Source organism: Paraburkholderia monticola (assembly GCF_001580545.1).
Taxonomy (GTDB): domain Bacteria; phylum Pseudomonadota; class Gammaproteobacteria; order Burkholderiales; family Burkholderiaceae; genus Paraburkholderia; species Paraburkholderia monticola.
Genome location: NZ_LRBG01000001.1, coordinates 66,899 through 80,837 on the forward strand (window position 1 = coordinate 66,899; position 13,939 = coordinate 80,837).

Below are 13,939 nucleotides of genomic sequence, written 5' to 3' on the forward strand. Positions count from 1 at the left end.
GACTTCAGACCGCTTTCGGCATTGGCGGCTTCTGTTCGGCGGCGGCCGGTTGGAAGTCGATACCGGCCTGCTCCAGTAGCCACGTTTCGAGCTTGTCGTGCCATGAGCGCAACAAGTCCAACGGGCGGCGCTTGTAGTGCTTCTCGGCGGTCGCGCTCGGCTTGTGGCCTTGAATCTGAGCGGTGACGCCCACCGGCAGTTCGCACCACTCGCTGAGGGTCGCGAAGCTACGACGCAAACCGTGCAACGTTACGTGCGGCACGCCTGCAATCGCGCAAACGCGGGCCAGCGCGCGGTTCGGGCTCGTCAACCGGCCTTCACCTGAAGTCTTGGACGCGAACACGAACTCGCTCGGCCTCCACGTCTCGCCCCGGCGCTCGAACTGCTCGCGCAGCGCGCGGACGGTCGGCGGCGTGTCGTTGATGGCCTTCAACTTGAGCAACAAGGTCTTGAAGTACGGCGTGAGCGGAATCGTGCGGCCAGCCGCTTCGACCTTGTCGGCTAGGTGCAGGCTGTTCCACTTGAAGTCCACGTCACCCCACTTGAGACCGGCTAGTTCCTCGCGCCGCGCGCCGGTCAACAACAGCCCCTGAAGGTACGCCTCCATCACCGGGTTATCTAGCTGGCGTACGGCCGCGAACCATGCGGTCAACTGCTCGCGTTGTAGAACGTCATCCTTCGTGGACGGCTTTGGCAGTTCCTTCCGAAGCTTGGCGCTGACGGCCTTGCTATCCACCAGACCGGTGTACTGCGGCTGCTCGTCGGCCCAGCCAGCGAAGATTCGCAACAGATCGAACGCCTTGCGGGCGCGGGCCGGGCGCGTGTCGGCTTCGTCCGCCAGCCAGTCGGCCACGCGGTCGGCGGTCAGGTCCGCCAGCTTCACGCCCATGAGCGGCGCGAGCGGGCCGGGTGCCGTCAGGCCCTTGCCGCGCAGCTTCGGCACGCCGCCCAACTGCGACAGGTCAACGTGGTCACGGTAATGCAGTTCAGACCACTTAGACCGGCGAGCCTCGGTATAGACAGCCCACGCCTCCGCGAGCGTCGCGGTCTTGCGGGCGGCTTCGGCCTTGCGGGCGGCGTGGGCTACTGCCTGAGCGACGGATTCCTCACGCGGGTCTTTGCCACCGTCCACCAGCACACGCAGGCGGCTGGCTTCGGTTCTGGCGACGTCGAGCTTCCACGCCTTCACGTCGCCGATGGTGACGCGGACAGTCTTGCCATGCAGGCGGGCCTCAAAAATGAACGAGCGGGCCCCGCCAGCCGTTACCCTCAATCCCAGTCCGGGCGTGTTGGCGTCTTGGTGCAGGGTCTGCGACTTGCCCACTTCGCAGACCAACTCCGACATTACGCGCTGCTGGGTGAAATTGACCTTCATTGTCAACCCCTCTGAGCGCAGGAGTACGGCGGGATTGGCTGAATGGCTGCGAGCGTGTGCCAAATATCGACGTACGCGTGGTGCAGGTCGTTGTCCTTCCGGCAATCGACGGAATCCTTGAAATTGAGGTACGGCGTCGTCAGCAGCCGGTTCGCGATTACGTCCGCGACCTGTTGGCGCGGCAGAAACGCACGCACCTGGTAGTCGCGGCCCGGAATGTGAATCTCCTCCACGTCAGCGCCGAACACGCGGCGGATGTCGTTGGGGCGGCGAGCGCGGACCACAAGCAGGTTTTCATCTTTGTCACTGGCAATCACCGACAGCATCGAGTCATTCATCAATAGCCACATGGCACTTCCCCGGCGTTGGTCAGCGCCTACAGTAGGCACTGTGTAGGCACGGATTGTACATTCGAATCAACGTACGTCAACGCGGATAATGTAGGCAAATATGGCAAGACCGGCTTGCAGTCTTCGTTTCAGGCAGATATCGGGATGCTTCGTGTTGACCGGGAATTACAGTTGGCTAGGATTGTGATTCCTGTCGTCGTGGGTTCGAGTCCCATCAGCCACCCCAAAGAATTCGCGCGAACGGCGTTGTGAGCAATCACAACGCCGTTTTTGTTTTGCGACCCGCCTCAGCCCCTCCTTCCCTTCCTCAAAATCCACTTGCTCAACAGGGCCGGATCACCGCTCTGTCTTGCCGCGCTTACGTCTGATCGATTGTTTCCCGATGAGGAATAGTAATTTCAAATTATCGGCATAAAAAATCGATAGTAGGGGTATACACTGCCTTCCATCGACGTTGCAGACACCCTCCTCACCGGCTCCTGCGACGCCTTCCTGAAATGCAGTCGAAACGTTATCGGAGTCCTACCATGAAGACCAAGTTCATCGCCGCCCTGCTGGTTGCCGCTTCTGCCTCGATCGCCGCTCCCGCTTTCGCAAGCGGCTACGGTCCGGCACCGTACTATCGTCCGTCGGTTGGCGCACCGGCTTCGCAACAAGGCCAGAGCGCGCAGACCGTCGCGGCTGAACAAGCCAACGCCCAATCGAATTCGTACGGCGGCGTGAATAGCGTGTCGACGCAATCGGGCACGCACAGCGAACCCACTTCGGGTCCGCGATCGGTGTTCTTCGGCCACTAAGCCGCCAGCCAGCACCATCGGATCTGCTGCCCCGTGAGGGCAGCGATTGAACTGGGCGCCGCGCATGCTGTATCGATGCCGGCGCCTCGTTGCGTTTACGGCGGCCGTGGTGCCAAGCACACTCCTCCAAGCGGCCTACCCCGCGTGCAGCCCTTCTGCCGGCCCTCTTTACGCCGTCCGCCTTCGTCGCGACGCGCCTACCCGCTTCTAGCTCGCCAGCCCCGCATCGATCAGCTCACGCGCCGCGCGAAACCCCGCCTCAGCGGCCGCATGCTCGGTGGACCACAAGGTATCGATATGCACGAGTTGCCAGTCGACCACCGTCGAATCGTCGCGTAGCACCCGGAAATGCGCCTTGACGCCGGTCAGCACCTGCTCGACCGCCACCTCGATGTCGTAGTCGCCATAGCGCGCCTGGTAGTCGCCCATGTCGACGCCCTTCGGCTCCATGCTGACCTCCGTGGTATCGCTGTATCGCTGTATCGCTGATCGCGGGCAAGCGTACACGCGCGTCGGGCGGGCGTCGCGATGGCCAACCCTCTACCCACGACTCACCCGCGACGCGCCGCCCTGCTCTCCAGACCTGACTTGTGGCCGTCCGCCAATCGGCGGATCAGTCGCAATCGCCGGAAAGATATTGCCGGCCGCTGCAGTTGATTTCGACCTCGCCGCTGCCCGCTTCGGCAACGAGGCCGCATGCCAGCAACTCCGCCACGACGGACTGCGCGACTTCGGGCGCCGTCTGTCCGACGCCGACGTCGTTCAGACGCCGCAACGCTTCGACTGCTTCGGGACTCAAGGACTTCGACATGGCCGTCTCCGTCGGAATGCTCAATTCATCGTAGCAAGTTTCATCGGCGGATGCAGGTGAACGCGGCCGACGAGCCCGCCGCATGGAGCGCCGAAGCTGGGAATTGGCGTCTGGAGCCGTCGTGGCGGGCACGACCACAAGTAAGAGGACGGTTCATCGCGCCGGCGATGGCACCCCCGGAACACGGCCTGCTACTAGCGAGGCAGGTGTGCCCAAAGCCGCCTGTCGACCGACGGCACGCGACATCGAAGGAGAACGATATGAAGCGAGGCAAATGGACCGCGGCAACGGCCGCCGGCACTGCGCTGGCGGCGCTCCTCGCGAGCGGCGCGAACGCCGTCGCGCAGACGGCGCCGAGCGCGCCGCCCGACAGCCATGCGCCGATGGCCAAATCGCCCGACGCGGCATCGAGTGCCGGCGGTGCGAGTAATCCCGACAACATGCCGATCAAGCGGCCGGCGAGACCGACCAACGATCGCATGTCGCACGAACCGCCCGCCAGCGGCGCGAACGCGAAATAATCGCGCGCGCCGCTCGCGTCGGTGAAACGTCATCAGAGTCGCGCGATCGAGACCTCGGTCGATTTCACGAGCGCGACCACTTCCGAGCCGACTTTCAGTTCGAGTTCGTCGACCGAGCGCGTCGTGATCACCGACGTGACGATGCCGAACGGCGTTTCCACATCGACTTCGGACACCACCGAGCCGCGGATGATTTCCTTGACCTTGCCTTTGAACTGATTGCGCACGTTGATGGCGGTAATACTCATTTCAGATGACTCCACAGAAGCGGTTAACAACGGATCGGATCAAATCGAATCGGCTGACGACTCAGACGACTCAGACGACTCAGACGGCCCAGCGCACCTCGGTCGGCCGCGCGAGACGGCCGGATTCGGGCAAGCCGTACGGGTCATAGGGCTCATACGCGCGATGCGCCAGCGAGTCGTCGTTCGGCGCGTTCTTCAGCACGCGTTGCAGCACGTGGTCTTCGAGCGCGGCGAAGCCCGCCGACGCCCGCGCGCGCGGACGCGCCAGCGCGACCGGTTGATCGAGCGCGATGCGGCCGTCCTCGATCAGCAGAATCCGGTCGCCGAGCGCGACGGCTTCGTGCACGTCGTGCGTGACGAGCAGCGCGGTGAAGCGATGCTCGCGCCACAGCCGTTCGATCAGCGTATGCATTTCGATGCGCGTCAACGCATCGAGCGCACCGAGCGGCTCGTCGAGCAGCAGCAATTGCGGTCGATGCACGAGCGCCCGCGCCAGCGCAACACGCTGCCGCTGGCCGCCCGAGAGTTGCGCGGGCCAATCGTTGGCGCGTTCGAGCAACCCGACTTCGGCGAGCACCGCGCGCGCATCGTCGCGCGCGCCGCGACCGAGGCCGAGCATGACGTTCTGCAGCACGCTTTTCCATGGCAGCAGACGCGCATCCTGAAACATGATGCGGGTATCGAGCGGACCGCCATCCTCGGCGCGTTTTTCGAGCGCGCCCGAACTGGCTTCTTCGAGACCCGCGACGAGCCGCAGCAACGTCGACTTGCCGCAGCCGCTGCGGCCCACGATCGCGACGAAGCTGCCCCGCTCGATCGACAGATCGAAGCCCGACAGTACCTCGCGCTCGCCATAGCGTTTGCCGACGCCGCGCAGTTGCACGGCGACGTCGCTGCTCGGACGTGCGTCGTTGCGCGCGAGCGCGGCCGCGGGGCGCAAGCCGTGATGCGTCCCGTCTCGCTCGATCTCCAACAGGTCGTTCGCGTCGTGATCCGCCACGCGCGGTTGCGCGAGTTCGGCCTCGAGATCGCTGCCCGCGATGCCGCCGAAGGTCGTCGATAGCGTCGTTGCACTCATGCTTTCGCTCCTCGCTGATAGGCCGGATGCCAGCGCAGCGACACGCGCTCGAGGCTCTTCGCGAGCATGTCCGCGAGTTTGCCGAGCGCCGCATACAGCAGAATGCCGACCACCACCACATCGGTTTGCAGGAATTCGCGCGCGTTCATCGTCATGTAGCCGATGCCCGATTGCGCGGAGATGGTCTCGGCGACGATCAGCGTGACCCACATCAGCCCGAACGCGAAGCGCACGCCGACCAGAATCGACGGCAGCGCGCCCGGCAAAATCACGTGGCGGTACAGCGCGAAGCCTTTGACGCCATAGCTGCGCGCCATCTCGATCAGGTTGGCATCGACCGAACGGATGCCGTGAAACGTGTTCACGTAGACGGGGAAAAACACACCGAGCGCGACGAGGAACACTTTCGCTTCTTCCTCGATGCCGAACCACAGGATCACGAGCGGAATCATCGCGAGCGCGGGGATGTTGCGGATCATCTGCACACTCGAATCGAGCACGATTTCGGCGGGTTTGAAGAGCCCGGTCGCGAGTCCCAGCACGAGACCGATGCCCCCGCCGATCGCAAAGCCCGACACCGCGCGCCACGTGCTGACCTTCACGTCCGCCCACATTTCGCCGGACTGGATCAACGACCATGCGGCCTTCACGACCGCGAGCGGCTCGGGCAGCACACGCGTCGACAACGCGCCGCTGCGCGCGGCGATTTCCCACGCGAGCAGGATCGCGAGCGGCGCGAGCCACGGCAGCAGATGCGCGCCGAAGCGGCGCAGCGCGGCAGCGCGCGCCGCGGACGCGGTCTGCCGGGTCGCCCCCGTTGCCGCGCTCAAAGCAGTGTCACTCATGTTGCTGTTCTCCTTGTCGTTCGTCGAGCGCGCGCCCTCAGCTCGCACTCGCCGCCTTCGGCAGATAGCTGTTGCCGACGATCTCGCCGAACGGCCCCGACAACGGCCCGTTGGCGACCTTGCTGAAGCGTTGTGGCAGCAGCGGAAACACGAGTTCGGCAAAACGATAGGATTCTTCGAGGTGCGGATAGCCCGACAGGATGAACGTCTCGATGCCGAGCGCCGCGTATTCCTTCATCAGCGCGGCCACCTGCTCCGGATTGCCGACCAGCGCGGTGCCGGCGCCGCCGCGCACGAGCCCGACGCCCGCCCACAGGTTCGGATACACCTCGAGCTGCTCGCGCCCGCCGCGCTTGCCGCCGTGCAACGCGGCCATGCGACGCTGCCCTTCCGAATCCATCTTCGCGAACGAGGCCTGCGCACGCGCGACCGTGTCGTCGTCGAGCTTGCTGATGAGCTTGTCGGCGGCGGCCCACGCTTCTTCTTCGGTCTCGCGCACGATCACGTGCAGACGGATACCGAAGCGGATCTGCCGGCCGCGCGCCGCGGCGCGTGCGCGAATGTCGGCGATCTTCTTCGCGACCGCTTCGGGCGGCTCGCCCCACGTCAGATAGGTATCGATGTGCTCGGCCGCGATGTCGTGCGCGGCCGCCGACGAGCCGCCGAACCACAGCGGCGGATGCGGGTTCTGCACCGGCGGATACAGCGCCTTGCCGCCCTTCGACTGCAGATGCTTGCCGTCGAAATCGATCGCTTCGTTGCCGTGCGATGCAGCGAGCAGCTTGCGCCAGATATGCAGGAATTCGTCGGTGATTTCGTAGCGCGTGTCGTGATCGACGATCACGCCGTCACCGGCGAGCTCGGCCGCGTCGCCGCCCGTCACCACGTTGATCAACAGGCGTCCGTTGGAGAGCCGGTCGAACGTCGCGGCCATGCGCGCAGCGAGCCCCGGCGACGACAGCCCGGGGCGAATCGCGACGAGGAACTTCAGCCGCTGCGTCGCGGGAATCAGGCTCGACGCGACGACCCACGCGTCTTCGCACGAGCGGCCCGTGGGCAGCAGCACGCCCTCGTAGCCGAGCGTATCGGCGGCGACGGCGATCTGCCGGAAGTAGTCGTAGTCGGCTGCGCGTGCGCCTTGGGACGTACCGAGATAGCGGCTGTCGCCGTGAGTCGGAATGAACCAGAACACATTCATGTTGTTGCTCCTGCCTGTTCTTAACGGGATGAAAACGGTGCGCGCGAGCGCCGGCCGCGCGCATCGAGCCGGTTGCCGGCGAGGCGCTGCGACGGGTTAATGGATTGAGAAACGGACGATGGCTTCACACCACCAGCGTGCGCGCGATGCGCTCGATTCAACGGATCACGGCGACACCGGCGCCGTCTGTATGAGGGAACAGTCTATGGAGCGGTCCGCGGCTTTTGAACGATTTTTTTGAGCTTAGGATTTCCGCTTTCGTGATTAGCCCGGCGCTACCGCATACAGATGTTGCGCTTTATACACGCGGCCCCGGCCGGCCTACCCCGGTCGATATAATGGCGCACGTTTCCAATCACCCGGTGCAGGTCTTGCGATTCGCGTCGCCTGTACGTTGCCGGTGCAATGCATGCATAAAATTATTCTGCCGTTTGTCGCCGGTTTTCTGGCTTCCCTGTTCTTTCGCGAATCGACGCTGGGACTGATGCACGCCGCCGGCATGATCGAACCCAGCGGTTTTTCGACCGCACCTTTCTTGCCCCTTGGTCTGCCTGAATTCATCGCGAATGCGATCTGGAGCGCGTGCTGGGCCGTGCTGATGGCCTGGCTGCTGCGCGTCGCGCCGCATCGGCACGCGCCGTGGCTACCCGCCTTCGTGTTCGGCGGCATCGTGCTGACGGCGGCGAGCGTGTTCGTCGTCGATCCGCTGCGCGGCATCTGGCCGAGCGGCAACATGCTGCCGCGTCTCACGGTCGGTTTCGCGGCGAACGCGATGTGGGGTTGGGGCGCGCTCGTGTTCATGCGCGCGTTCATGGCGAGCGAGGAAGAGGAATAAGCGCGGTGCGCGTGACTTCGCGCAGCGCGTAGATTCACGCGGGCGGGATCGGCCGCGGCGCGTTTTGCGGGCGCTTACCCGCGCAGATCGCGCAGATCGCGCAACGGATGCTCGTTCGCCGGCCACGGGCTCTCGAACATCTTCTCCACATCGGCCGGCTTGACGTCCTCGATGCGCGCGAAGCGCCAGCGCGGCGCGTTGTCCTTGTCGATGATGCGCGCGCGAATGCCTTCCACCGTGTCGCCGAGCAGAAAGCTCGAGCGCGTCAGATCGAGATCGGTGCGCAGCACGTCGGCCATCGACCCTTCCGCGCGCGTGACCACTTCGAGCGAAACCCCCATCGACAGCGGCGAGCGCTCGCGCAGCACCGCGATCGTCTGCTCGGCCCACTCCGCCGCATCGTCGCCGCACTCACGCTCCCGTTCGAGCGAAGCGAGGATCCGCGCGACGTCCGGTTGCGCGAAATGCCGGTCGATCAGCGTGCGTGCCTTCGCAAGCGCGCTCTCCTCGGGCCGCGGCGCGACCTGAAACGCGCGTGTCTCGCGCTCGATGCAGGCAAGCACATCCGCATCGCTCTCGAACGGTTCCCGGCACAACGTATCGATGAGCGCTGGCAACGCCTCGTCGTCGATATAGGCATCGGCGAGGCCTGCATATAGCGCGTCGGCCGCGCCGATCGTCGCGCCGGTCACCGCCAGGTAGCGGCCGATCGCGCCGGGTGTGCGCGCGAGAAACCAGCCCGCGCCAACGTCGGGAAAAAGGCCGATGCGTGTTTCGGGCATCGCCATCTGCGTCGATTGCGTGACGACGCGCAGGCCGCCGGTGCGATGCGCGCCCTGCGAAATACCCATGCCGCCGCCCATCACGATGCCGTTCATCAATGCGATATACGGCTTCGGGTACGTGAAGATCGCGTGATTGAGGCGGTATTCCTCGCCGAAGAACGTGTCGCGCGCCGGCTGGTCACCGCGTTGCGCCGCCTCGTACATGAAGCGGATGTCGCCGCCCGCGCAGAACGCACGCGCGTGCCGGCTGCGCACGACGACGGCCAGCACCTCGGGGTCCTCGCGCCACTGGTCGAGCGCCGCGTGGATCGCGCGGATCATGGTGGTCGACAGCGCGTTCAGCGCTTTCGGCCGCTCCAGTTCGATGAAACCAATGCGGTTGGCGACGTGGGTCGCGATTTCGTCGCTAGTGGCGGGCGAGACGGACGTGGGCATGGAGAACGGGGCGCGGCGGCGCGGTATCAGGTGGAACTGAACGTTATCACGCGCTGCCGGCTTTTCGCTTGCCGGCGGGCGCGGGCGTCGGCCGCGTGGAATCGGCGGCCTCTTTGCCACGCGCGACGGCGCCCGTTGATGCGTCCGCCGCCACGGATTGCGGCGCGCCGAGCCAGGCGTCGAGCGTCAGCCCGACGAGCGTGTCGAGCGGCGCGCTCGGAAACACCGGGCACGTCAGATTCAGCGCGACGATGCCATGCAGATTCGCCCACAACGCCTCGGCCCAGACCGCCGGCTCCACCGAGGCAACCGACGCCGACAGACGCCCCGCGGCGCGCAACTCGTCGAGCGCGTCGATCATGATGTGCAACGCGGCGTCGCCGGGGTCGTCGCCTGTCTGGCCCGGCGCCTGGCTCGAATCACCGGTCTGGGGGTTCGCGGTTGCATCGCCACCCAGCGCCGCGCCGGTATAGCTCGGATCCTCCATGAAAATCAGCCGATACGTCTCCGGATGCTCGACGCCAAACGCAACGTACGCGCGTCCGAGCGCCTTCAGCCGTTCGGCGGGATCGGCGATCTGCACGAGCGGCACGAAGGTCGCGAGCAACTGCGCGTAACCCTCGGCGCACAAAGCCCGCGCGATGTCGTCACGACTCGCGAAATGCAGATACAACGTGGCGGGCGAATATTCGATCGCGTCGGCGATCTTGCGCATCGATAGCGCGTCGAAGCCCTCGCGCACGACGATGCGCCGCGCGGCATCGAGGATGCGTTCGCGCAGCGCCTGCTTCTGGCGGTGTTTTCTTTCAGCGATTCCCATGACTGGCAATTTTCAGGTTGACAAACTGAAAAGTCAAATTAAACTGAACACCGTTTACTGAACGATGTTCAGTAAATTTTCATCACTCAAATTTCGATGCCACGAGGTCGCGCGACGACGTCGCGGCGCCATCCAGGGAGTCGTCATGGAAGTCACAGGAAAGGTCGGTCTGTTCGGTGCCGCGGGCGCGGCAGGTCAAAGCATCGCGGCGGCGCTTGGCGCGGCGGGCCGCGACTACCGGGTGGTCGGCCGCTCGCGGGATGCGCTGCAACGGAGCTTCGGCCAGGACCCGCATGCTGAAATCGTCACCTGGAATCCCGACGATCCCGCGTCGATCCTGGCCGCGGCCGCCGGTCTGCAGACCGTGATCTACCTCGTCGGCGTGCCCTACGACCAGTTCGCCCAGCATCCGCCGTTGATGGAGAAAACGCTGGCCGGCGTGACGGCGGCAGGCGTCGAACGCTTCATTCTGATCGGCACCGTCTATCCATATGGCCGCGCGCGCGGCAACCCGATCCGCGAAGATCATCCGCGCGAGCCGCACACGTTCAAGGGCCGCATGCGGCTCGAGCAGGAAAAGCTCGTGTTGGCCGCGCATGGCCGACACGGTCTCGAAACGCTGGTATTGCGGCTGCCCGATTTTTACGGACCGGGCGTCGAGCGCAGCCTGCTGCACGATGTGTTCGTCGGCGCCGCGACGGCGAGGCGCGCACAGCTGATCGGGCCCATCGACGTGCCACACGAATTCATCTATCTGCCCGACGTCGGACCGGTGGTCGAACGACTCACGCGCACGCCCGAGGCCTATGGCCGCTGGTGGCATCTCGCGGGCGCCGGTACGATCACGCAGCGCGAAGTGGCGCGCGAGGCCTACGCGCTCGCAGGCCGCGAGCCGAAGCTGATGGTGGCCGGCAAGGGCATGCTGCGCGTGCTCGGGCTCTTCAATCCGCTGATGCGCGAACTCGTCGAGATGAACTATCTGATGACCGAGCCGGTCGTGCTCGACGACTCGGCGCTCGCGACGTTGATCGGGCCGCTCAGGAAGACGTCATATCAGGAAGGGATCAGGCGGAGTTTCGAAGCGGCACGCGAAGCGGTGGCGGCGCGCAGTGTGAATTAGCGGCAAATCGTTGGCGATGCGTAGGCAGATTGACCGACCCGCTGGACGAGCGCCCGGCCGCTCGCGCCGATGGTCTGACGGCGGATGCGCCTAACCCGCCATTTGCCCCGGCGGAAAGTGGCCGCTCTTGAGCAGCACCGGCGTGCCGTTGCTGATCTGCAGATGTTCGCGCGCGACGGCCTCGATACGCGGCCGACCCGCATCGAACGCGCGCAGCCAGCCTTCGAGATCCTCGCTGTACGCGCCGAAATGATCCTCGAGCGCTTCGACCGAGATCGCGCACGGCACCGGCTCACCGTCCACCAGCGCGGAAAAGACGACGGTCAGGTTGGAGTCGCGGTAAGCAGGCGCGTCGGCGGAAAAACGGATTTCCATGTTCGCCTCGTCAGAAGGTGGCGGCGGGACGGTGGCACACGCGGACGGCAGCACAGCGCCGCCCATCCTCGCGGGTCCCGCTATGGTACTCGCGCCGCCGGATTGCGGTCCAGCGTGCGTGGGCGGCTGATTCAGGGCGTCGCGCGCCGCCTTGGCGAGCACTTCGGCCAACCTTTTGCCCGCGCTTCGCCGCCACGCTCACTGCCCATCCAGCAATCGATCGACGTAGTCGCGCGCCGCCTGTTCGACGAACGCGAGCGCCTCTTCTTCGCTGCCGAAGCGTTCCCGGTCGCCGAGTTCCAGCAGCGTTTCCATCCGATGGGGATCGTCCGGACCCAGTTCGGCGAGACTGACCGAGCCGACGTAAGTACCACCCTCATGAGGGTGCGCGTCGGCGTCCTGCGGAGCGCCTGACGCGCTGCCAACCGGCACGAGACGTGCGCTGGCGCTGATGTAATAGCCGCGATAAGGGCCACTGACCCGTTCAGCCATCTTCGTTCTCCTCTTGCGGTGGGTGAGCTGCCGCCAGTCGCGACGGCGCCATGAAGATAAGGCGCGCCGCCGCGCGATAAGTTCTGCCCGCGAGACGAGCGAGAGCACCGCGCCTGCGTCGTCCCGCACTTCTGCCGCGCAGGCCGGTCGAACCTCCGTGATGGCATGTTCCGTGCTGTCCAATCCGCGCCTGTTACGACGCCTTTTCGAGACCAGTGAGCGCAATATGGGAAAATATTTTCTACAGAATCACGAACTGCCCGAGCCGGATGCGGCGAACCGCTGGTTTGCGTACGCCGAAAGTCATGGCATCGACATCCCGAAAGCGATCAGCATCTGGGAGGACGCGGCCACGGAAGAAGGCGCGCAAGCCCGGCGGCTCGTCAGCGCAGCGGGCATTACGGTCGAAGCGCCCTGACACGCGGCGCGCGCCATCGACGTAGGTGCCGGCTCCCTCTCCGGCAGCCCCCTCTATCTGAATGAAAGGACACAACACGATGCAATTCACGACGCAACCGCGGCGCGCCGGCCGATTCCAACGCCCTCGATCCAGCGCCGCGCTTGCCCTCGTGCGTCGGGTGTCGCTGCCGGCCGCGTTGCCCGCCGTGTTGCTGCTCGCCGTGGGACTGGGTGGCTGCGCGTCGTCGAACACGACCACGCTGATCAATCTGCCGAACGGCCAGACAGGCTTCGCGGTCAACTGCAGCGGCGCCGACGCCGGCTCGAGCTGGGCCTCGTGCTACGTGCAAGCGGGCAAGGCCTGCGGCGCGACCGGTTACGACATCGTGTCGAAGGACAACGACGAAGGCGGCGCCGCTGGCGGCAGCGTCACGAACGTGGTGTCGGCGAACGTGAAAAACCGCTCGATGATCGTGCGCTGCAAGTAAGCCGATCGTCGCGCGTTGCGCAGACGCTCAATGTGCCTGCATCTTCGAGAAAAGATTCAATACAGCGACGCCGGCGACGATCAGTCCAAGCCCGATGATGGCCGGCACATCCGGTACCTGCCGGTACAGCACCAAGGCGACCAGCGTGATCAGCACGATGCCCGCGCCGGACCAGACCGCGTAGACGATGCCGACCGGAATGCTCCTGAGCGTCAGCGACAGGCAATAGAACGCGATGCCGTAGCCGAGCACGACGACCGTCGACGGCAGCCAGCGCGAAAAACCGTCCGCCGCCCGCAGCGCGGAAGTGGCGATCACCTCGGCGACGATCGCGAGCGCGAGCAGCGCATACGGGGGTACGCGCATCGGTCAACTCTTCGCGAGCGCGAGCTTGCCGTAGTCGTGCCCGAGATGCGCGCACAGCGCTTCGACCACCAGTTCGTGATCGGCGCGCTGCGGCAGACCGGACACGGTGATCGAACCGATCACGCCCGCGCCTTCCACCGTCAGCGGGAAGGCGCCGCCGTGCGATGCGTACTCGGTGGCCGGCAGGCCGTGCTTGTCGGCTAGCGTCGCGCCCGCGAGTTGCATCTTCAGACCGATCGCGTACGAGCTGCGACGAAAATGCGCGACGGTGTTGCCCTTGCGGCGCGCCCAGTCGACATTGTCCGGCGTCGCGCCATCGAGCAGGCTGAAAAAGAGCGGCTGGCCGAACGTGCGCACGTCGATCGCGGCGGCAATGCCGCGCGCTTTCGCGACCTCGTGCAGATACGCGCCGACTTGCCAGGCGCGGTCGGCATCGAAGCGGGGAAACACGAGGGTCTTTTCCTGAATGGCGATGACCTGCAGATCGTGAGCGATATCCATGGAGTTCAGAACGGAGCGGAGAGTCGGAGGGCCCGCCGTCATGAAGATCCGGCGAGCCAAGGAGGGAATCTGAATTCTAGCGCAGCATCCGCGCGCGGCT

The 13,939-nt window shown here is 65.3% G+C and carries 20 protein-coding genes; 6 read left to right on the top strand and 14 right to left on the bottom strand.

Annotated features, from left to right (window positions below):
• Positions 1 to 4: 4 nt before the first annotated feature.
• Both CI15_RS00340 and CI15_RS00345 read right to left on the bottom strand, forming a co-directional pair.
• The gene (locus CI15_RS00340) at positions 5 to 1,375 is read right to left on the bottom strand and encodes a tyrosine-type recombinase/integrase (protein ID WP_062123028.1); all 1,371 of its coding nucleotides are present in this window, start codon (positions 1,373 to 1,375) and stop codon (positions 5 to 7) included.
• Positions 1,376 to 1,377: 2 nt separating this feature from the next.
• Positions 1,378 to 1,725, bottom strand: coding sequence for a hypothetical protein (locus CI15_RS00345; protein WP_062123031.1), 348 nt, complete (start codon positions 1,723 to 1,725; stop codon positions 1,378 to 1,380).
• Positions 1,726 to 2,252: 527 nt separating this feature from the next.
• On the opposite strand from CI15_RS00345, the gene CI15_RS00350 reads away from it, so the two are divergent.
• Complete coding sequence (locus CI15_RS00350; protein ID WP_062123034.1) at positions 2,253 to 2,522, top strand: hypothetical protein; 270 nt, start codon at positions 2,253 to 2,255, stop codon at positions 2,520 to 2,522.
• A gap of 207 nt (positions 2,523 to 2,729) precedes the next feature.
• Here CI15_RS00350 and CI15_RS00355 read toward each other — a convergent pair whose 3' ends face one another.
• Positions 2,730 to 2,972, bottom strand: a complete 243-nt coding sequence (locus CI15_RS00355; RefSeq protein WP_062123037.1) for a DUF6566 family protein — start codon at positions 2,970 to 2,972, stop codon at positions 2,730 to 2,732.
• A 163-nt stretch (positions 2,973 to 3,135) separates the two neighbouring features.
• Entirely contained in the window at positions 3,136 to 3,333 is a 198-nt protein-coding gene (locus tag CI15_RS00360; RefSeq protein ID WP_062123040.1) for a hypothetical protein, read from the bottom strand.
• Positions 3,334 to 3,593: 260 nt separating this feature from the next.
• On the opposite strand from CI15_RS00360, the gene CI15_RS00365 reads away from it, so the two are divergent.
• Positions 3,594 to 3,854, top strand: a complete 261-nt coding sequence (locus CI15_RS00365) for a hypothetical protein (RefSeq protein WP_062123043.1) — start codon at positions 3,594 to 3,596, stop codon at positions 3,852 to 3,854.
• 32 nt (positions 3,855 to 3,886) lie between these two features.
• Here CI15_RS00365 and CI15_RS00370 read toward each other — a convergent pair whose 3' ends face one another.
• The 4 genes from CI15_RS00370 to ssuD form a co-directional block, all read right to left on the bottom strand.
• Positions 3,887 to 4,102, bottom strand: coding sequence for a TOBE domain-containing protein (locus CI15_RS00370; protein ID WP_062123046.1), 216 nt, complete (start codon positions 4,100 to 4,102; stop codon positions 3,887 to 3,889).
• Between the two features lie 79 nt (positions 4,103 to 4,181).
• A complete protein-coding gene (locus CI15_RS00375) occupies positions 4,182 to 5,180 on the bottom strand; it encodes an ATP-binding cassette domain-containing protein (protein ID WP_062123049.1) in 999 nt (332 codons plus the stop codon).
• Positions 5,177 to 6,025 carry an aliphatic sulfonate ABC transporter permease SsuC gene (ssuC, locus tag CI15_RS00380; RefSeq protein WP_062123839.1) on the bottom strand — a complete coding sequence of 283 codons (849 nt, stop codon included), beginning with the start codon at positions 6,023 to 6,025 and terminating at the stop codon, positions 5,177 to 5,179. Before ssuC ends, CI15_RS00375 begins: the two co-directional genes overlap by 4 nt.
• Before the next feature lie 37 nt (positions 6,026 to 6,062).
• The gene (ssuD, locus tag CI15_RS00385) at positions 6,063 to 7,223 is read right to left on the bottom strand and encodes an FMNH2-dependent alkanesulfonate monooxygenase (protein WP_062123051.1); all 1,161 of its coding nucleotides are present in this window, start codon (positions 7,221 to 7,223) and stop codon (positions 6,063 to 6,065) included.
• 409 nt (positions 7,224 to 7,632) lie between these two features.
• Here ssuD and CI15_RS00390 point away from each other — a divergent pair, with 409 nt between their 5' ends.
• The gene (locus CI15_RS00390; RefSeq protein ID WP_062123054.1) at positions 7,633 to 8,058 is read left to right on the top strand and encodes a hypothetical protein; all 426 of its coding nucleotides are present in this window, start codon (positions 7,633 to 7,635) and stop codon (positions 8,056 to 8,058) included.
• A 74-nt stretch (positions 8,059 to 8,132) separates the two neighbouring features.
• Here CI15_RS00390 and CI15_RS00395 read toward each other — a convergent pair whose 3' ends face one another.
• Together CI15_RS00395 and CI15_RS00400 are read right to left on the bottom strand one after the other, a co-directional pair.
• Positions 8,133 to 9,278: an enoyl-CoA hydratase/isomerase family protein gene (locus CI15_RS00395; protein WP_062123058.1), complete on the bottom strand. Its 1,146-nt coding sequence runs from the start codon at positions 9,276 to 9,278 to the stop codon at positions 8,133 to 8,135.
• 46 nt (positions 9,279 to 9,324) lie between these two features.
• Positions 9,325 to 10,098 carry a TetR/AcrR family transcriptional regulator gene (locus CI15_RS00400; RefSeq protein WP_062123065.1) on the bottom strand — a complete coding sequence of 258 codons (774 nt, stop codon included), beginning with the start codon at positions 10,096 to 10,098 and terminating at the stop codon, positions 9,325 to 9,327.
• Between the two features lie 145 nt (positions 10,099 to 10,243).
• Between CI15_RS00400 and CI15_RS00405 the strand changes: the two genes are divergently transcribed.
• Positions 10,244 to 11,218, top strand: a complete 975-nt coding sequence (locus CI15_RS00405; protein ID WP_062123067.1) for an NAD-dependent epimerase/dehydratase family protein — start codon at positions 10,244 to 10,246, stop codon at positions 11,216 to 11,218.
• Between the two features lie 90 nt (positions 11,219 to 11,308).
• On the opposite strand, the gene CI15_RS00410 is transcribed toward CI15_RS00405, so the two are convergent.
• Positions 11,309 to 11,593: a DUF1488 family protein gene (locus tag CI15_RS00410; RefSeq protein WP_062123069.1), complete on the bottom strand. Its 285-nt coding sequence runs from the start codon at positions 11,591 to 11,593 to the stop codon at positions 11,309 to 11,311.
• 198 nt (positions 11,594 to 11,791) lie between these two features.
• Positions 11,792 to 12,085, bottom strand: a complete 294-nt coding sequence (locus tag CI15_RS00415; RefSeq protein WP_062123071.1) for a hypothetical protein — start codon at positions 12,083 to 12,085, stop codon at positions 11,792 to 11,794.
• 226 nt (positions 12,086 to 12,311) lie between these two features.
• On the opposite strand from CI15_RS00415, the gene CI15_RS00420 reads away from it, so the two are divergent.
• On the top strand, positions 12,312 to 12,503 hold the full coding sequence (locus tag CI15_RS00420; protein ID WP_062123074.1) for a hypothetical protein: 192 nt from the start codon (positions 12,312 to 12,314) through the stop codon (positions 12,501 to 12,503).
• 79 nt (positions 12,504 to 12,582) lie between these two features.
• On the top strand, positions 12,583 to 12,972 hold the full coding sequence (locus CI15_RS00425; RefSeq protein ID WP_062123077.1) for a hypothetical protein: 390 nt from the start codon (positions 12,583 to 12,585) through the stop codon (positions 12,970 to 12,972).
• A gap of 27 nt (positions 12,973 to 12,999) precedes the next feature.
• Here the strand turns inward: CI15_RS00425 and CI15_RS00430 are convergent, their stop codons facing one another.
• Positions 13,000 to 13,338 (bottom strand): DMT family transporter, encoded by a 339-nt coding sequence (locus tag CI15_RS00430; protein ID WP_062123079.1) that lies wholly within the window; start codon positions 13,336 to 13,338, stop codon positions 13,000 to 13,002.
• A 3-nt stretch (positions 13,339 to 13,341) separates the two neighbouring features.
• A complete protein-coding gene (locus CI15_RS00435) occupies positions 13,342 to 13,839 on the bottom strand; it encodes a heme-degrading domain-containing protein (RefSeq protein ID WP_062123081.1) in 498 nt (165 codons plus the stop codon).
• Positions 13,840 to 13,939 lie beyond the last annotated feature (100 nt).

Excerpts from the sequence above, each read along its gene's own strand:
- CI15_RS00340 (WP_062123028.1), bottom strand. The coding sequence starts at position 1,375 with ATGAAGGTCAATTTCACCCAGCAGCGCGTAATGTCGGAGTTGGTCTGC.
- CI15_RS00345 (WP_062123031.1), bottom strand. The coding sequence starts at position 1,725 with ATGTGGCTATTGATGAATGACTCGATGCTGTCGGTGATTGCCAGTGAC.
- CI15_RS00350 (WP_062123034.1), top strand. The coding sequence starts at position 2,253 with ATGAAGACCAAGTTCATCGCCGCCCTGCTGGTTGCCGCTTCTGCCTCG.
- CI15_RS00355 (WP_062123037.1), bottom strand. The coding sequence starts at position 2,972 with ATGGAGCCGAAGGGCGTCGACATGGGCGACTACCAGGCGCGCTATGGC.
- CI15_RS00360 (WP_062123040.1), bottom strand. The coding sequence starts at position 3,333 with ATGTCGAAGTCCTTGAGTCCCGAAGCAGTCGAAGCGTTGCGGCGTCTG.
- CI15_RS00365 (WP_062123043.1), top strand. The coding sequence starts at position 3,594 with ATGAAGCGAGGCAAATGGACCGCGGCAACGGCCGCCGGCACTGCGCTG.
- CI15_RS00370 (WP_062123046.1), bottom strand. The coding sequence starts at position 4,102 with ATGAGTATTACCGCCATCAACGTGCGCAATCAGTTCAAAGGCAAGGTC.
- CI15_RS00375 (WP_062123049.1), bottom strand. The coding sequence starts at position 5,180 with ATGAGTGCAACGACGCTATCGACGACCTTCGGCGGCATCGCGGGCAGC.
- ssuC (WP_062123839.1), bottom strand. The coding sequence starts at position 6,025 with ATGAGTGACACTGCTTTGAGCGCGGCAACGGGGGCGACCCGGCAGACC.
- ssuD (WP_062123051.1), bottom strand. The coding sequence starts at position 7,223 with ATGAATGTGTTCTGGTTCATTCCGACTCACGGCGACAGCCGCTATCTC.
- CI15_RS00390 (WP_062123054.1), top strand. The coding sequence starts at position 7,633 with ATGCATAAAATTATTCTGCCGTTTGTCGCCGGTTTTCTGGCTTCCCTG.
- CI15_RS00395 (WP_062123058.1), bottom strand. The coding sequence starts at position 9,278 with ATGCCCACGTCCGTCTCGCCCGCCACTAGCGACGAAATCGCGACCCAC.
- CI15_RS00400 (WP_062123065.1), bottom strand. The coding sequence starts at position 10,098 with ATGGGAATCGCTGAAAGAAAACACCGCCAGAAGCAGGCGCTGCGCGAA.
- CI15_RS00405 (WP_062123067.1), top strand. The coding sequence starts at position 10,244 with ATGGAAGTCACAGGAAAGGTCGGTCTGTTCGGTGCCGCGGGCGCGGCA.
- CI15_RS00410 (WP_062123069.1), bottom strand. The coding sequence starts at position 11,593 with ATGGAAATCCGTTTTTCCGCCGACGCGCCTGCTTACCGCGACTCCAAC.
- CI15_RS00415 (WP_062123071.1), bottom strand. The coding sequence starts at position 12,085 with ATGGCTGAACGGGTCAGTGGCCCTTATCGCGGCTATTACATCAGCGCC.
- CI15_RS00420 (WP_062123074.1), top strand. The coding sequence starts at position 12,312 with ATGGGAAAATATTTTCTACAGAATCACGAACTGCCCGAGCCGGATGCG.
- CI15_RS00425 (WP_062123077.1), top strand. The coding sequence starts at position 12,583 with ATGCAATTCACGACGCAACCGCGGCGCGCCGGCCGATTCCAACGCCCT.
- CI15_RS00430 (WP_062123079.1), bottom strand. The coding sequence starts at position 13,338 with ATGCGCGTACCCCCGTATGCGCTGCTCGCGCTCGCGATCGTCGCCGAG.
- CI15_RS00435 (WP_062123081.1), bottom strand. The coding sequence starts at position 13,839 with ATGGATATCGCTCACGATCTGCAGGTCATCGCCATTCAGGAAAAGACC.